This is a genomic window from Methanobacteriaceae archaeon, from assembly GCA_013403005.1.
In the GTDB taxonomy this organism is placed as follows: domain Archaea; phylum Methanobacteriota; class Methanobacteria; order Methanobacteriales; family Methanobacteriaceae; genus Methanobacterium.
In genome coordinates, this window is sequence record JACBOA010000004.1 from 165,374 (window position 1) to 181,391 (window position 16,018).

16 protein-coding genes are annotated in these 16,018 nt (G+C 37.0%); 6 read left to right on the forward strand and 10 right to left on the reverse strand.

Annotated elements, in window-relative coordinates; translation table 11 throughout:
* Positions 1 to 61: 61 nt before the first annotated feature.
* Positions 62 to 499: a response regulator gene (locus tag HVN35_04945; GenBank protein NYB51884.1), complete on the forward strand. Its 438-nt coding sequence runs from the start codon at positions 62 to 64 to the stop codon at positions 497 to 499.
* A 99-nt stretch (positions 500 to 598) separates the two neighbouring features.
* Positions 599 to 2,407 carry a PAS domain S-box protein gene (locus tag HVN35_04950; GenBank protein ID NYB51885.1) on the forward strand — a complete coding sequence of 603 codons (1,809 nt, stop codon included), beginning with the start codon at positions 599 to 601 and terminating at the stop codon, positions 2,405 to 2,407.
* Between the two features lie 237 nt (positions 2,408 to 2,644).
* On the opposite strand, the gene cofG is transcribed toward HVN35_04950, so the two are convergent.
* From cofG to HVN35_04980, 6 genes are all read right to left on the reverse strand, one after another.
* Positions 2,645 to 3,712, reverse strand: a complete 1,068-nt coding sequence (gene cofG, locus HVN35_04955; GenBank protein NYB51886.1) for a 7,8-didemethyl-8-hydroxy-5-deazariboflavin synthase CofG — start codon at positions 3,710 to 3,712, stop codon at positions 2,645 to 2,647.
* A 171-nt stretch (positions 3,713 to 3,883) separates the two neighbouring features.
* On the reverse strand, positions 3,884 to 4,321 hold the full coding sequence (locus HVN35_04960) for a DUF2120 domain-containing protein (GenBank protein NYB51887.1): 438 nt from the start codon (positions 4,319 to 4,321) through the stop codon (positions 3,884 to 3,886).
* Entirely contained in the window at positions 4,318 to 5,274 is a 957-nt protein-coding gene (locus HVN35_04965) for a GTP cyclohydrolase I FolE2 (protein ID NYB51888.1), read from the reverse strand. The genes HVN35_04960 and HVN35_04965 overlap by 4 nt, the downstream gene beginning before the upstream one ends.
* A 196-nt stretch (positions 5,275 to 5,470) precedes the next feature.
* Positions 5,471 to 6,160, reverse strand: coding sequence for a DUF2100 domain-containing protein (locus tag HVN35_04970; GenBank protein ID NYB51889.1), 690 nt, complete (start codon positions 6,158 to 6,160; stop codon positions 5,471 to 5,473).
* Between the two features lie 245 nt (positions 6,161 to 6,405).
* Positions 6,406 to 7,437: a histone deacetylase gene (locus HVN35_04975; GenBank protein NYB51890.1), complete on the reverse strand. Its 1,032-nt coding sequence runs from the start codon at positions 7,435 to 7,437 to the stop codon at positions 6,406 to 6,408.
* A 144-nt stretch (positions 7,438 to 7,581) separates the two neighbouring features.
* Positions 7,582 to 8,064 (reverse strand): Lrp/AsnC family transcriptional regulator, encoded by a 483-nt coding sequence (locus tag HVN35_04980; GenBank protein ID NYB51891.1) that lies wholly within the window; start codon positions 8,062 to 8,064, stop codon positions 7,582 to 7,584.
* 128 nt (positions 8,065 to 8,192) lie between these two features.
* On the opposite strand from HVN35_04980, the gene HVN35_04985 reads away from it, so the two are divergent.
* Positions 8,193 to 8,414: a hypothetical protein gene (locus HVN35_04985; GenBank protein NYB51892.1), complete on the forward strand. Its 222-nt coding sequence runs from the start codon at positions 8,193 to 8,195 to the stop codon at positions 8,412 to 8,414.
* Between the two features lie 327 nt (positions 8,415 to 8,741).
* Here the strand turns inward: HVN35_04985 and HVN35_04990 are convergent, their stop codons facing one another.
* Positions 8,742 to 9,290 (reverse strand): winged helix-turn-helix transcriptional regulator, encoded by a 549-nt coding sequence (locus HVN35_04990; protein ID NYB51893.1) that lies wholly within the window; start codon positions 9,288 to 9,290, stop codon positions 8,742 to 8,744.
* 150 nt (positions 9,291 to 9,440) lie between these two features.
* Here HVN35_04990 and HVN35_04995 point away from each other — a divergent pair, with 150 nt between their 5' ends.
* Together HVN35_04995 and HVN35_05000 are read left to right on the forward strand one after the other, a co-directional pair.
* Positions 9,441 to 10,109, forward strand: a complete 669-nt coding sequence (locus HVN35_04995) for a tributyrin esterase (GenBank protein ID NYB51894.1) — start codon at positions 9,441 to 9,443, stop codon at positions 10,107 to 10,109.
* Entirely contained in the window at positions 10,106 to 11,968 is a 1,863-nt protein-coding gene (locus HVN35_05000; GenBank protein ID NYB51895.1) for a 4Fe-4S binding protein, read from the forward strand. Before HVN35_04995 ends, HVN35_05000 begins: the two co-directional genes overlap by 4 nt.
* Positions 11,969 to 12,137: 169 nt before the next feature.
* On the opposite strand, the gene HVN35_05005 is transcribed toward HVN35_05000, so the two are convergent.
* The 3 genes from HVN35_05005 to HVN35_05015 all read right to left on the reverse strand — a co-directional run bounded on the left by HVN35_05005 (position 12,138) and on the right by HVN35_05015 (position 14,521).
* A complete protein-coding gene (locus tag HVN35_05005) occupies positions 12,138 to 12,833 on the reverse strand; it encodes a DUF4013 domain-containing protein (GenBank protein NYB51896.1) in 696 nt (231 codons plus the stop codon).
* A 179-nt stretch (positions 12,834 to 13,012) separates the two neighbouring features.
* The gene (locus HVN35_05010) at positions 13,013 to 13,696 is read right to left on the reverse strand and encodes a DUF4013 domain-containing protein (GenBank protein NYB51897.1); all 684 of its coding nucleotides are present in this window, start codon (positions 13,694 to 13,696) and stop codon (positions 13,013 to 13,015) included.
* A gap of 126 nt (positions 13,697 to 13,822) precedes the next feature.
* Positions 13,823 to 14,521: a DUF4013 domain-containing protein gene (locus HVN35_05015; GenBank protein NYB51898.1), complete on the reverse strand. Its 699-nt coding sequence runs from the start codon at positions 14,519 to 14,521 to the stop codon at positions 13,823 to 13,825.
* Between the two features lie 442 nt (positions 14,522 to 14,963).
* Here HVN35_05015 and HVN35_05020 point away from each other — a divergent pair, with 442 nt between their 5' ends.
* A complete protein-coding gene (locus HVN35_05020) occupies positions 14,964 to 15,656 on the forward strand; it encodes a hypothetical protein (protein NYB51899.1) in 693 nt (230 codons plus the stop codon).
* Positions 15,657 to 16,018 lie beyond the last annotated feature (362 nt).

Below are 16,018 nucleotides of genomic sequence, written 5' to 3' on the forward strand. Positions count from 1 at the left end.
CAGATTCTAAAACTCATCAACTGATTAATTTAAGATAATACTCAGGATTGGGAGGTTTTTTATGGATTTAGAGGATTTAGAAATTCTTCTGGTGGAAGACAACCCTACTGATGCCGAATTAACAATGAGGGCTTTAAAGAGAAAAAATTTGGCTAATAAACTGGTCTGGGTTAAAGACGGTGAACAAGCTCTTAATTTTATTTATGCCCAGGGCCAGTATGCTGATAGAGATCCACAAGATCTGCCTAAACTTATCTTGCTTGATCTGCGCATGCCTAAGGTAGATGGTCTGGAAGTTTTAAAGACTATAAAGGCGGATGAACGAACCAGTAAAATACCTGTGGTGGTCCTCACATCTTCCCAGGAAGACCGGGATATTGTGGAAAGTTACAAGTTGGGTGTTAACAGTTATGTGAGCAAACCAGTTGAATTTGATGATTTCATAGAAGCAGTTTCAACTTTAGGATTATACTGGATGCTCATAAACAAGCCACCATAATCTTTATACTGACAAGATAAAATTGGTATTTTAGTATTAAATCTGCGAGAGATCTCTGATAACTATATTCGGTGCATTAATCGGTTATATGGTAGAAACATGTCAAAAACCATTAAAATTCTGATCCTGGAGGATGTTCCATTAGATGTAGAATTAATGGAAAGAGAGCTTAAAAGGGAAAATATAAGTTTTATTTCCCGTCGCGTGGAAACCGAAGAAGAATACATTAATAAATTAAAAGAGTTCCAACCAGATGTTATTTTAGCTGACCATTCCCTACCTTACTTTGATGGCATATCAGCAATGAATATAGCACAAAGCATGGCACCTGACACTCCATTTATATTTGTCAGTGGACAGATGGGAGAAGAATTTGCAGTTGAGATGCTTAAAAAAGGAGCAACTGATTACGTTCTCAAACATAACCTTTCTAAGTTAGGGCACGCGGTTAAAAGGGCTATTAAGGAAGCAGATGAATACATTGGAAAGAAAACGGCCCAGGAAAGATTGGCCCAAAGTGAGAAAAAATACAAAGCTCTTTTTGATCTTTCACCCTATTATGTTCTGGTTTTAGATCCAAATGGTATTATCCTGGATATTAACAAGCATCTGGAGGAAGATAGTGGATTATCCCGGGATGAATTTATTGGAAAGGATATTAAATTAATCATCAAGGATTTTATAAATAATTCCACAGTAAATGAAGATTTAATCAACAGATTTTTAGATGGTGATGAATTTGAGCCCATAGAAATAGAAATCGAGCGTGAAGGTAAGATTTACTTTATGGAGGTTCATCATGCGCCAATCTTTATGGATGGGGAAGTATTTGCCATTCAGGTAATAGCAAGAGATATCACCCAACGTAAAAATGCAGAAAAAGCATTGATAGAAGGAAAAGAGCGATTGTATAATGCTAATATTTATTTAGAGACAATTATAAATGCATCACCATTTGCAATTGTGGATTTATACCCTGATGGGCGCGTGAAATCTCTCTGGAATCCTGCTGCAGAAAATATTTTTGGATGGAGCAAGGATGAAATATTGGGAAAACAACCACCATTCATAAATGAAAAAAATACGGAAAAATACCATCAAATCATGGAAAGAGTACTTTCAGGGGAATCAAAATCTGACATTGAGCTGGAATGCGCTCGGAAAGATGACAAACCAATTTATACCATGATGGCAACAGCACCACTCCCTGATCTTAATGGGAATATACAGGGAATAATGGCTACTTTTGCAGATATTAGTGATATGGTTGCTGCTGAAAACCAAATCAGAGCATCTCTAGAAGAAAAAGAGGTTCTTTTAAGAGAAATCCACCATAGAGTGAAAAATAATCTGCAGATCATCTCCAGTCTTATCAGTCTACAGGCAGGATATATCAAGGAACAAGAAACAATAAGAATGTTCCAGGAAAGCAAGCATAGAATCAGGTCCATGGCCCTTATACATGAGAAACTATACCAGTCGAAGGACCTGGCTTATATTCACTTCGGGGAATACCTAAAAAGTCTGGTGGAGATGTTTTTAAAATTTTACAGTGAAAAGAGCAGTGATGTAAAGGTCAGTTTAAACTGTGCAGATGTTAATCTAGAAATTGACATTGCCATCTCACTGGGACTTATTGTTAATGAATTACTCTCAAATTGTTTAAAACATGCCTTCCCGGGCGCTAGAGAAGGAGAAGTAATAATTAGTCTTTCTAAAGACAATGGGAACTGTTTACTAACTGTTGCTGATAATGGTGTGGGAATACCAGAAAGTGTTGATATTAAAAACACAGAATCACTGGGACTTCAAATTGTGCAAACATTAACCCTGCAACTCAGCGGCACATTGGAACACAAAAACAAAGGTGGAACAGAATTCACAATTTCTTTTCCACTTGGATCATAGAAACTCTCAATGGTTTACTAAAGGGTCTTAAAGGGTGGAGTGATTTTTTTTAAGGATCATGATGGATTTCAATGGGCTTTATAAATTTTTACAGGATTTACGCCGATTTAATTCATTACCAATTAATATTTCATGATTTTTTTGCTTAATTATTTCGCATTTATTAATTTATTATTGATTATTATTAGAATATCAATTATTGGAAAAATTCTACAAGAAAAAGATTAACCAAGGTATTTAAGATATTTTATCCAGTATTAAATCGCTTAAAAATTCTTCTTTCAGATATTTCGGATAAACTGGAAGTCTTTCTCTTAATTGGAATCCTAGTTCTTCTGTAAGACTTTTAAGTTTGTTTAACTCTGGCCAGGGTGCTTCAGGATTTACATAATCCTTAGTAAGGGGAGATACACCACCCCAATCATCTGCTCCTGCCAGTAAAAACATTTGAGCCGTGTCATGGTTAAGATTTGGTGGAACCTGAACACCACACTCTGGAAAAAGAATTTTAGTAACAGCTACAGTTCTAATCATATCTATAAGAGGAGGTTCGGGGTGATTTTCCATTTCAATACCTGGTTTGGGTTTGAAGTTCTGGATGATAATCTCTTGGATATGACCATATTTATCCTGAATTCTCCGGATTTCCAGGAGTGAATCAGCTCTTTCCTCCAGAGTTTCCCCAATACCAATTAAAAGTCCAGTTGTAAAGGGTATTTTAAGCTTTCCGGCGTTTTTAATGGTTTTAATCCTTAATTGAGGATCCTTACCTGGACTTTTTTTATGAGCTATGCTTTCCATCATTCGATTGCTGGAGTTTTCCAGCATCAAACCCAGGGAAGCGTTCACTTCACGCAACATTTTAAGCTCATATTTTTGCAGTATACCAGGGTTACTGTGCGGAAGCAAACCAGTCTCATTCAGCGTCCTTTCACAGAGATAGTAAAGATATTCCAGCATTCCTTCAAATCCCAGATCATCAAGTGCTTCTTTAACTTCAGAAGTTTCATCGGCATGTTCTCCAAAGGTGAATAGGGCTTCCTTGCAATGGTAAGAATCTGCCTGGTGGATGGTGTCCATCACTATATGGGGTTTTAAAAGAATATTAGCATCATAATCTTTGGGGTCCTGGCGAAAGGTGCAGTAGCCACATTCATTCCTACAAATATTGGTTAAGGGCAAAAAAACATTTTTAGAATAGGTTATTTCATTGGTTTCCCGGAGTAAATTGGCCCTTTTCATCATTTCCAGAACATCATTTCCCTGCGCTCTTAACAGGGATATTATTTCATCTCTTGATAACATGTTATCCATAAAATTAATAAAATGAATATTAGTATAATTATTAGCTATTATTAATTTATTTTCAAATACTTCACAGATTTTCAAAAATTAAATATATTTTAAAAGTTTATCTGAAAGTTTTTTTTCCTTAATTTTTTTTCTTTAAAAATCTGCATTTTTTCTTCTGATGTTCTATCCTTCCAGGGCGGAAACAACTAATTCTACAAACAACGGGCCAATGCCACTCTTGTCTTTCCACAGAACTAAAAAAATAGCAATATCATCTGTCAGACCCATACCATAATCTGCATGGCAGTTCATGCTTTGGAAAGATTCTTTAAGCCGGTATATTCCGTATATATCGGTTTCGCCCTGTATAGCTACTTGGGAACGAATCTGCTCATCCATGATGGTAATGATGTCTGCAGTTTCATCAGAGTACATATCCAGTTCCCTGGCACCTAAATCTTTAAATATTTCAGATATGGTTTTTCCTAATTCTTCCGGTTGGATCCTTTTACGTGATCTGCCCCTAACAATCAGAAGTTGTGTGGTGTCCATGGCAGCTTTAGAGCCTTCAAACGCCTCTAATTTTCCCATAATTTCTCCAGCAATCTTACGGGTCTTCAATTAACATCCTCCATTCCGTTAATAATTTCTGCTTTCAGTTCACCCATGGTGGCCACTTTTTCAGCAAAGGCATTGTGTCGGTGTATGCTCTCTTCATTCACCTGTTGAACTGTGATGAGGGTATCATCAGGCAGATGGGAGAACTCCTGCACAATCCTTTTAATCATATTCCGCACACAATCTTCAACGAACATGGGATGTTCATGTGCATTAACCACCACAGCATGCTCATCGGGTCTTTTCAAAAGTTCACAGACATAGGAGCTCATTGAATCTTCAATTATGCGAATAATGTCTTCCCCCCGGATAATCTGCTGGGAAGGCACTTCAATCATAATACTTCCCCGACCCCTCTGGTTGTGAGATGCGAATGTAACAGTTTCCAAGACTTTTTCGGTGGTTTCTTCGTCTAAAAATTCCAGGAGTTTCTGTTTAGAGCCTTCTTTAACAGTTTCCTGTGCACAGGGGCATACAGTCATCCCTACCACTTCTGCTCCGATCATTTTCCGGATGACTATTTCGTCATCATTTCGGTAGCCAATGGCATCAGCCATGATATTGACCATTTCCTGGGTTTTGTGCTTGGTAACTGGTGAATTCTTCATGATCATGAAGTCACTCTTCATACTTACCTCAGCTCTTTTGGCATATTTATGTTTTTCAAGGAGTATGCTGACGATTTCGGCACATAAAGACTCAATTTCAACTGCTGTACCTTCAACAGCTTCTTCTAAGACATCACTTATGGCTTCGGGATTGCGGGACATGTGAATTCCCCTCTGAGTACTGGGCAGATCCACATAGGCATCGAAGGTGGGTATGAGAACAATAGGCCTTTTTTTGTCCCTTTCAATTTTTAAGAGTTTTTTAACCCCTTTGACCCCTACTCTGGTGAGGTGCACGGGGATGGTAGGCAGATTTTCCTGAGTATCGGGTAAACACGGTGGCTCCAACTTTTTCACCCCTGAGTTCTAACATGTAAATCTAATATGTAAAATTTTTTTTTTACTTAATTCTATTTGTCATATACATTAGGGAATATAAAAAGAGTTGTATAATTCTTCTATAATTCTCGTATTTTTTACATTTTTATCTAAAGAATTTATTTGTTAAATTTATCAAAAAATAGATGCTATTGGTGATTATAGGTTACTTGAACAACTTTTTCAGGGATTTTGTGAATTCTATAACATCAACGTCTTTCAAATTAGGTTTCTTTATTACTTGGGCATTATATAAGTCTTCAGCTCGTTTAGCCAGAATTTCTCCCGATTTATCATTTTCAACCACTACTAAAAGACATTTAGCATCAAAATCAATCATTTTACGATTTATATCATTTTTAACATGCTTTATTTTTGTTTTAATGGGTTCAAGTGCGGTTTCAGGAAGGTTGGGGTTGAGAAGTTGCATATCCTCTGCTTTTAAAGGTACTCCTGCCACCACTATTCTCTGGGGATCTACACCCCATCGTGTTAGTATTTTTTTAAAGTTTCCCTTGCTGGTGAGCACTATAAATTGTGATGAAAGTTTTTTAACCTCCTCTTCCACATTTTCTTTCTCCAGAACTTTAAAGTCCGCGAGAATTTGGTCAATTTTATTTCTAATGTCAATCAAGTGATTGCAGAATTCTTCCGCATCTTCCTGGAGAAGTTTATGCTGAGGTCTGCTGGAGTAAATGAATTCTTCAGCTTCAATAATCTTATGTATTATCTCTGCATAGGCAGCAGAGTTAATGGCACCTTCCTGTGGGGGTTTTAGTTTTTCCGTTGAAGTTTTCTGTGATTTACCTGCTTCTCTTAGGAGCGATTGAGCCTGTTTGAACCTGATTTTATTCATAAAATCTCCTCAAGTGCCATTAAAATACTCATAAAAATCTTATAATCTCTGAAATGGATATATTGATGTATTTGTAAATTTTGAATCATTATGATGCTTCCAATAATAATTTTCCATCACTTTTTTTTATTGATAACTTAAATTAATTTAATTCTTTCTAATTTATTGATTTAAAGCTCAATCTTCCCATATTTTATTTTTGAGTGAGATTATAGGTAGATTGAACCAATTTTCCTTTTATTTGGCTAAAATGTGAAATATGGTGAAAATGTGTCCTGAATTTTTTTAAATATCCTTTTAATCTCATCTTTCACTTTAAGTTCCCCTTGAGCTTGCCACCTATCTTCATTGGTAATTTTATCCCTTAATACTTTTATCATTTTCAGGTTAGACCTGGCCATGGCATCATAACAGTAACCACCTTCCAGGACCAGCACCATTTTAGGGGTTAGTTTCTGAAGATGACAGCCTATCCAGGGATAAAAATTATCATCCAAATGTAGGCTGGATAGGGGATCTTCCATGTGTCCGTCGAAACCAACATCTAAAAATGAGAAATCTGCCTTAAATTCAGTGTAAGCGGTTTCTAGAATTTTTTCAAGTATGTAAATGTAATCGCTGGTTTTTGAGCCAGGGGGCATTGGTATGTTTAGATTAAAACCTTTCCCTTCTCCAGAGCCCATTTCTTCTATGAATCCTTCCCCTGGGAAAATAGTGTGCGGGTCTTGATGTATAGAGATGTAGAGGATTTGAGGGTCATGATAGAATATTTCTGCAGTACCATTCCCGTAATGGGCATCAAAATCGAATATGATAAATTTTTTAAGCCCATATCTTTTTCTAACATATTCTAGGGCCACTGCCAGGTTGTTGATTAAGCAGAAGCCCATAGCTCTGTTACCAGTGGCATGATGTCCAGGTGGTCGTGCCAGTGAATAAGCAAAATCATAATCTTGGTTTAAAACAAGTTCTGAAGCTTTAATCGCTCCACCTGCTGCTAATCTTGCAATTTCATAACTTTGAGGCGAGGCAAATGTATCAAAGTCCAGGTAACCTCCACCTTTTTCACTGAATGATTTTAAGTAATTTAAATGGTGGGGGGTGTGCACGCGCAGGATATCTTCACTACTTGCAGGAACCGGCTCTTGGATATCCAGTTTTTCCAGTTCACCTTCCTCTTGAAGGTAGTTCATTATTGATTCCAGGCGTCTCTGATTTTCGGGATGGGTTCCAGTATGGTGTTTTGCGTATTCAGGGGAATAGACTAATGAAATCACACCAAACCCCTCCATTTTTTTGTAAATAGAAATATTACCATAGAAATATTAATTATCTTTTTTTATACCTTCTATTCTAATTTATTTATTCCAAATTTTAATTAGATAATGTTTTTTTATAAAAATATTTATCAAGTAATCTTTTTATAACATTTTACTGGAACTTAAATCTTCTTTCACAATGTTTAGCACGGTTTGAGTGTAGGTTCTTTGAACGTCAGGTTCTTTTAGTAAGCCTTTAATGAACTGGTCCAGTTCGCTGGTATCTTTAAATCTGGCAACAAGTATTGCATCAAATTCTCCTGTAACATCATACATACAGAGGACGTTTTTATGATAAGCAGTTCGGTCCTCCCAGTTTTCAAGCACTCCTCCCTTCACTCTTACTCCAATGATGGTGGTGAGGTTGTAGCCAAGTTTACTGTGATCTATAACTGGGGCAAATTTCTTTATGACACCTTTTTGAGTGAGTTTTTCCATACGATTGTGAATAGTACCAATGGAAACATTCAAACGCTTGGCTATTTTCCTATAAGACATTCTTCCATCTTCATTGAATAAATTAATGATTTTACGGTCTGTATCATCAATTTCCACAATTTCATTCATTTTTTCATCTTCTTTCATCCCAATCACCATATATATAAACATTGTTTACAATTTTTAAGATTATACTGGTAATAAATATACATTTTTCAGTTATGGTTGCAAATAATTTAAATATAAGTTTGTACAAGGTACTATTAGGTGATCAAATGGGTTTGTTAAGCGAGGAAACAATAAAAATGAGGTATATTGAGTTGGTAAAGAAGGGTATGATTGATGATGATGAATGTCGATCCTACACCAAGAAGATTGATATTGAACCGTGCATGGTGAAGAAGGTCCAGAAATTTGAGGACTACTTCGTCCCGGGAACTGTGCTATTAAGCGATAAAGCCAGTTACAAACTACGCATAGAATATCCCATGGAATAAATGTTGCTTTGTGTTTGTTCATAAGATCCTGAATCCAGTAAAGTTGTACATGAAAATTCAAAATTCGTTTCTAACAGATTAAAAATATAATATTATTTTCTTATTTTATATTTATTTCATTATTTTATTATTTTTATAATGTATTAAATTATTCTTTCCATCGTTGTTCAAATCATTGTTCAATAAAAAGTGAAATCAAAAACGGCTTATCAGTAGATTTATATCTTAAACTCTTAGAAAACCAAGTCAATACGATGCCCTTAATTGTTATGCCCTTAATTGGTGTTAAATACTTAGTTATAAGTCGATTAAATAAATAAAATGATTTTAATACAGTGCTAGTTTCCCTGCACTGGTGATGCTGTATTTTTCCATTGAAGTGGACCTTTTAACCAGTCCCATCTCTATAAGGCCGTTCAGATGTTTGTAAACCATAGCTCTGGATATTTCAACTTTTTTTCCAATCTCAACAGCAGTTAAGTCTTTATTATTTAATATTTTCATTATTTTAAGACGTGTTTCGGAAATTTTTAACTGTAAAGGGGGTAATTGAACTACTTTCTCACCAAAACAAGTGAGAATACCCTTTACTCCTTCTTTATTGGCTGCAAAATTTAAAAGAGGGCCAATATCTCCGGAACCATAAGCAACATAAACATCACCATGGATCTTAGCTCCTCTAATAATCTCTAAAATTCTATTCAATGCATCATGGGGATCTTCTGTATCTATCCTAATTTCACCACCCTTTAAAAAAGAATCCAATTCTGTTTTACGGTGCTTACCATAATGCAAGCTGATTAATCCTTCTGGTTGTGTTTTCATAGAGACATTGAATAGGCACTGTCCCCTTAGATTAGTGATTAATGTTTTCATGAAATTACCTTCCACATAACTATTGTCTCATTTTACTATATAATTGTATACTCCAAAAGTTAAATGAAAAGTAAAGTATATACGTCACGGTGATGCATTATCCTCAAGTTAAAATAATAAGGGGGAATCTGAACGAGTACAAAAGAAGCCCTGATAAAAGCAAAAGACTTTACAACCCGACAAACGAACGTGGAAATAAAAAAAGCTCTATCTGAAGATAAGAAGAATATTGTTCTGGAAAATCCTGGAAAACTAGATTCCATAGCAGTAGGTTTAGGTCCTGGAACAGAAATTACCTTAAAAGGTGATGTAGGGGATTTTGTTGCTGCCCTGAATAACGGCGCATCCATAGAAATTGATGGAAACGCAGGTCGTTACGTGGGTGATAACATGACCTCTGGCGAGATCATTGTAAGAGGATCAGCAGAGGAAGGAGTGGGATTCGGAACCTATAATGGCACCATTGTTGTCTATGGAGATGCTGGAGATGCAGTAGGTCAGCTAAATAAAGGAGGTACCCTGGTAATAGATGGAAACATGGGAAATCTCGCTGGACTGTACATGTTAAGTGGAGATATAATCGTTACTGGAGATGCTGGAGAAGACACCGGGGACTGGATGATTGGTGGAAACATTTACATAGCTGGAGATTACCAGACCGGAACAAATGCTACTGTAAGTGAACTGGATTCTCAGGATAAGGAAAAACTATCCTCAATCTTCCAGAAATACAACATCGATGCTAATGCAGAAGATTTTATTAAAATCGGGCCACAGGAGTTAAGACCATTCTATGGTGATGAGGAGGCATCCAAATGAAACAGATACTTTTAACCGACCCTGAAAAATGTGATGGATGCAATGACTGTATTGAAGCCTGCGTATCAGTAAATGGTGATAGTGGAATATTCCTGCATAAGATGACTGAAGGTTATCAAACCATAGTTTGCCAGCAGTGTATAAATCCTTCATGCCTCAGAGGCTGTTTTAGAGATGCAATTTATCGTGAAGGTGATGTGGTTAAAATCAACCAGGAACTGTGTGTGGGCTGTCGCCTGTGCATGTTAATGTGCCCTATAGGTAGCATCACCCACACTGAAGATGAAATGCTTAAGTGTGAACAGCAGTGTATGGAGAATGGTGAAGAAGAGCCCGCCTGTGTAAAGGCCTGTAAGGAAGGATGTTTGAGTGTGGTGGATGTTAAAGAATTCGCCACTGGATTGCAGCAAAACTTTGAAATGGATAACTCCTTAGGATCTAGTTCTCCCAGACCTCTATCTCCCTCAGGGCAACTGGCAGTATCAACTGAAGGACTATGTGTCTTCTGTGGAACATGTGAAATTGTGTGTCCCACCGATGCCATTGAAATAGTGGATAATCATGCCGAAATTGATAAAAGTAAGTGTATAATGTGTGGTTCATGTACTGCAGCCTGCCCCGTCCTGATACCAACAGGGGCCGGGAGTATATGGGATCCCAGAACCATTGCTGATATTCGCTATACTTCCAAGGCAGGTAAATATGTTTTAAGGGGATTCGGGACCGAAAGAAGACTCCCTAATCTGGATGATATTATAATATTGCCAGGGCAGGCATCAGTATCTCCGGTGGACAAATACAGGGAAGCCTGCAACACCAAAGTGGTTCTGGGAACCCGGTACGCTGAAAATCCATTGGAACTGGAAACACCAGTTTTAATAGCAGGAATGTCCTTTGGAGCATTATCAGAAGAATGTAAGCTGGCCATGGCCAAAGGAACAGCTCTGGTTGGTTCATGTGCCAACACTGGTGAAGGGGGAATGCTTCCCAAAGAACGAGAATATGCAGACAAACTAATGGTACAGTACTCATCAGGCCGATTCGGGGTTTCAGCAGACTATCTTAACGTGGCTGATGCTATTGAGGTTAAAATAGGTCAGGGAGCCAAACCAGGTATGGGAGGACACCTCCTGGCAGAGAAAGTCAGTCCTAAAGTAGCAGAAATCAGGGGAATACCCTTGGGAACTGATGCACTCAGTCCTGCACGTTTCTTAGATGCCACCAGACCAGGAGATCTGGAAAAACACATTGAACTCCTCCGTGAAGTAACCGACTGGCAGGTGCCCATTGTGGTAAAATTAGGGCCGGGAAGGGTTAAAGATGATGTGCAACTGGTGGCAGAAGCCGGTGCTGATGTAATCTCAGTTGATGGTATGGAAGGAGGTACAGGAGCCGCACCAGAAGTGGTAATTGAACATACAGGAATACCCACCCTGGCAGCACTGATGGAAGCAGTGCACGGACTGGAAGAAATTGGAATGAAAGACACCGTGGATCTAATCATCACCGGGGGGATAAGAAGCGGAGCAGATGTGGCTAAATCCATGGCCCTGGGTGCTGATGCAGTTTACATTGGAACAGGGGCCATGATCGCCATGGGATGCCGTGCCTGTCGTATGTGTTACACTGGAAAGTGTCCTGTAGGGGTAGCCACCCAGGATCCTTTACTTTGCGAACGATTGGATGTAGATCTGGCTGCCATGCGAGTGGCCAATTATATAAAGTCCATGACTGAGGAGACTAAGATGCTGGCGCAACTGGCAGGGCACGATGATATACGAAAGTTCACTCCAGACGACTTAAGAGCCTTAAACAGTGATACTGCAGAGATAACCGGGTTAAGACTAACAGGACTTTAGAGCTAAAATGAGTGGTTTATTTTTAACCCTACCATTATTTTTTTTTTAAAATTAAGATAAATAAATGGATTTTGGTAGTATTTAGATAGAAATATTGTTCTGATTTGTTTTATAGTGGATTAATCAATTTTTAAGAAAATAAATAAAAAAAAATAAAATAAGGATTTTTTTATGCAGGGGCTTCGGTTAGTGCATCGGTGAATAACAATGCTATGGCACGAGTTCCAAACATGTACAGATAGGACATTGCCAGTGGCATGGTAATGAACACACCAACGAATAGTAGTAAAAGCCCTACGAACATTGCTACAATGCCTATGACTGCACCGATTAATGCAATGATTATATAGACAATGATGTATTTTCCCCAGCCAATTGTGGATATATAATTTAAGATGTCACTGAAACGGAATGCAGCTCCCAGTTCACTATCATAATATGCCATGTTGACTATGGCCATAATTTCTATTAAGCCTATAATGAGCGCTACAATGAATACTACTGCATAAGAAGCTATCATCCCACCGATTAGGGCGGTAGCATCTGTCCCGGTGTAATAAGTTGTTGTTGCAGGGAATATTGCACCTAGAATTAATCCTATTATGGTTGCAATTATCCATATGGGTATGGCATATACAATTCCAACCACGAATACTTTTAAACCATCAATGAACATATCTCCCACTTCATCAAAGTCAGGCAGGTCATCTATCCCGGCCACGGTTGCTTTAATGATTCGGAGAACATAACCCAGTCCAATGAAGTTCACGATCGGTATCAGAAGAATTACTGCAAAAATGATTATTTTTGTCCAGTCAGATGACGGGTACTTAATAGAGTCAGATACTATTTCTCCAATTTCCATGGTTTAACCTCCTTGGTTGATTAATGTGTATTTATATATGAAGTTTATTTTATATAAAAAGTTCCAATTTAACAGCTATTACTAAAATTAATAAATTCATCTTTTGGGTTAAAAATTCATATAATATCTTAAAATCCAAAAAAATAAAAAAATAATAAAGTTTTTCATTCTCCAAATTTTCACTGAACTTCAACGCTTGATGCAAATAGCAGGGCAAGAGATCTGGCGGAGAACATGTACAGGTAGGGGTAAACCACTAAAAGTGCAATGATTGTTCCAATAATAGGGATTATGTTAAGTACACTGGCAATTATGCCTCCAATAAATCCAATGACAATCATTACTATATACCATACTATGTATTTTCCCCATCCGATCATGGCAATTTGTTCCATGATCTCGCTGAATCTGAAGGCTGCTCCGAGTTCACCGTTGTTCAGGGCCATGTTTGCAATGGCAATAGTTGCTATGAGTCCGAATATGATGGCTAAAATCATTCCGATGATAGTGGTTCCACCAATCAGTCCAAAAGCTGCACTGGGGTTAGTAATTGTTCCTGTGGATATGGAAGCTATTGAAGCCCATATTCCGATCACGATTACTAGGAATGGTATCAAGAAATATACAAACTGTACAACAAATAACTTCAAGCCGTCAATGAACATTTCTCCCCATTCATCGAAGTCAGGGAGTTCATCGAAACCAGCAATGGAACCTTTTAAAATTCGGAAAAAGTAGCCCATTACCAGAAATGCAGGAATAATTAAAATGCTTATCAGGAATAAAACTCCAAAAATAAGTACTTTCTTCCAATCCTCTGATGGATAACTCAGGGAATTCGATATAATTTCTCCAATTTCCATTTTATTACCTCCTTTTAGGGTGTTTGTGTTCTTTGATTTTTTTATTATAAAAAGATACCGTCTTTCTTTCACTTTATATGTAATAAATAACATATATTGTGAAAAGAATTTTTTAAAAAAAATTATTCATCCCAGTTCCTGCAATCCCGAAATAAATAAAAGTCCTAAAGCTCGTGCGTATAATAGGTACAAGTAGGGATAAATTACCAGTATAATCAAAGCCCAGCCCAGAATTGGTATAAATACAAGTATGGTTGCCAAAAAACCCACCCCCAATCCAATGAGGATCATCATTACGTACCATATGATGTAATCCACCCAGCCAATTGACGTGATCATATTCAGCAGTTCCTTGAAGCGAAAGGCAGCAGATATCTCTCCATCATAATAAGCCATATTCGCCAGTGCAATAGTGAAAAATACACCAGAAACAACTGCAAATATAGATCCCAGAATAAATAGTCCTCCCATCAAACTTAATGCTGCACCAGGGTCCAAAACACTCCCAGAACTCTGAAGGGTTAAAATTGAATTAATGGAAGCCCATAATCCAGCAAATATTATTATAAATGGAACTAGGAAGTAAGCCAGTTGCACCAGGAAAACTCTCAAACCATCGAAAAACATTTCACTCCATTCATCAAAATCAGGAAGTTCATGAACATCTGCTATGGACCATTTCAATGATCTGAAAGCATAGCCCATAGCTAAAAAGGCAGGAACAATTAAAAAACTGGCAAAAAATAGTATACCCAGAATAATCACTTTCTTCCAGTCAGTTAAAGGATATTTCATTGCATCGGATGTTAAGTATCCTATATCCACACGAACCACTCCTCACTCAATTTAAGGAATTATGTTTCATACAATATATAAGATAAGAATCTAGGTTGAAAGTTTATTAGTTCCCAATAAATGGGGATTATTAATATCAGCACATAGTATTCAATTACTAATTGTACTATGTGAACCAAATAATTTAACAGTACTTAATTTGGCAATACAATTGGAATACTACTCAAGAGAAGTCTTTCTTGATAAAATCTCTTTGTAAATATCTTTTGGATTATTATTAGTAGCCTTTATTCCACCATTCCCCCATATGTGGAGAAAACAAAATCTTTAAAAGTAATAATGATATATAAGGATTAGAAAATATTGTGACTATCCTTTAATTCAACTTTAAGGAAGTCTTGCCTTAAACTGAACCTTAAACTGAAAAGAATAAAATAAAGAATCAAATTATATTAAAAATTCCGGTGAAGAAATGAAATGGCAAGTTGTACTCCTAGTGGTCTTGGTAATATTGGGGGGGTACTTTGCTGTTTCGGCTTATATGGGTCCTTTTGAACCAGTTGGAAGATTGGGTTTTGTTAAACTGTCTAATCCGGATATGTACCCTGGTAACCCTCATTCTAAGCTTTTAGCAGAGTATGCGAAGCAAAGGAATTCTAAATGTGCTCTGGTGGTGCATTTTGCTGGAGATTCCAATTATCGTCACTATATGGAGGGGGATGTGTTGATAATAGAAATGGCCTTTATTGACACTAGGGGCACTGGTGCTGAAGGGCCAAAAAACTATACGGATTCGATTAATTTGGCTTTGTATGGGCCTCCTGATGGCAGGTATAAATTTAAGGCAGATGGAATGGAATTTAATAATTGGAATGAGGCTCGTAGATATATTTTAAAATTAGCCCGCCAAAATGGGCAGGAAGGATCAATACCCATGGTATGGCATGGAACTTCCCGGGCAGGAAACCCTATATTTTCTCAAGGGTGCGGATTACCACTTTACTTTTACATAACTTGGAAAGAATACGGTAGGTTCGCAGCATATTACTATGTCATAACTGGAATGTTAACTCCTTACATAAGTTTACCCTATCGCAACTTTGAACTTCAACATGCTTCTGAATTACAGTACTATTACACTCATGGAATGCTAGACTACAGATAGGCAGAATAGAATATTTAACAATGGATATTTAATCATATAGAAATTTTATGGGGATTAATCAGTATTTTGATGTTTTCATGTGTTTTAATGTAATTAGGATTAAACTTTTAAAAGCTTCTTATAGAATGTTTATCATTTTATAAAGATTATATTATTCTATTATTCTCTAAACCTATTATATATAGTTAATTACGAAACTTATTTAACTGATTAGTTACAGATATTTTTTTATGGTGGGGAAAAGCAAAATTAAAATAGAGAATCATTTAACTATTCAAGAGTTAGATGAGATTATTTCTGAGCTTAGAGTTGATGTTAAGGTGTATCAGCGAGCTATTTTTTTGAAAATGGTCATGCAGAAA

Bases quoted from the DNA above. Each gene is read 5' to 3' on its own strand.
- HVN35_05000 (NYB51895.1), top strand. From the start codon at position 10,106: ATGAAACAGATACTTTTAACCGACCCTGAAAAATGTGATGGATGCAAT.
- cofG (NYB51886.1), bottom strand. From the start codon at position 3,712: ATGTTATCAAGAGATGAAATAATATCCCTGTTAAGAGCGCAGGGAAAT.
- HVN35_04945 (NYB51884.1), top strand. From the start codon at position 62: ATGGATTTAGAGGATTTAGAAATTCTTCTGGTGGAAGACAACCCTACT.
- HVN35_04990 (NYB51893.1), bottom strand. From the start codon at position 9,290: ATGAAAACATTAATCACTAATCTAAGGGGACAGTGCCTATTCAATGTC.
- HVN35_04985 (NYB51892.1), top strand. From the start codon at position 8,193: ATGGGTTTGTTAAGCGAGGAAACAATAAAAATGAGGTATATTGAGTTG.
- HVN35_04950 (NYB51885.1), top strand. From the start codon at position 599: ATGTCAAAAACCATTAAAATTCTGATCCTGGAGGATGTTCCATTAGAT.
- HVN35_04970 (NYB51889.1), bottom strand. From the start codon at position 6,160: ATGAATAAAATCAGGTTCAAACAGGCTCAATCGCTCCTAAGAGAAGCA.
- HVN35_05010 (NYB51897.1), bottom strand. From the start codon at position 13,696: ATGGAAATTGGAGAAATTATATCGAATTCCCTGAGTTATCCATCAGAG.
- HVN35_05020 (NYB51899.1), top strand. From the start codon at position 14,964: ATGAAATGGCAAGTTGTACTCCTAGTGGTCTTGGTAATATTGGGGGGG.
- HVN35_05005 (NYB51896.1), bottom strand. From the start codon at position 12,833: ATGGAAATTGGAGAAATAGTATCTGACTCTATTAAGTACCCGTCATCT.
- HVN35_04980 (NYB51891.1), bottom strand. From the start codon at position 8,064: ATGAAAGAAGATGAAAAAATGAATGAAATTGTGGAAATTGATGATACA.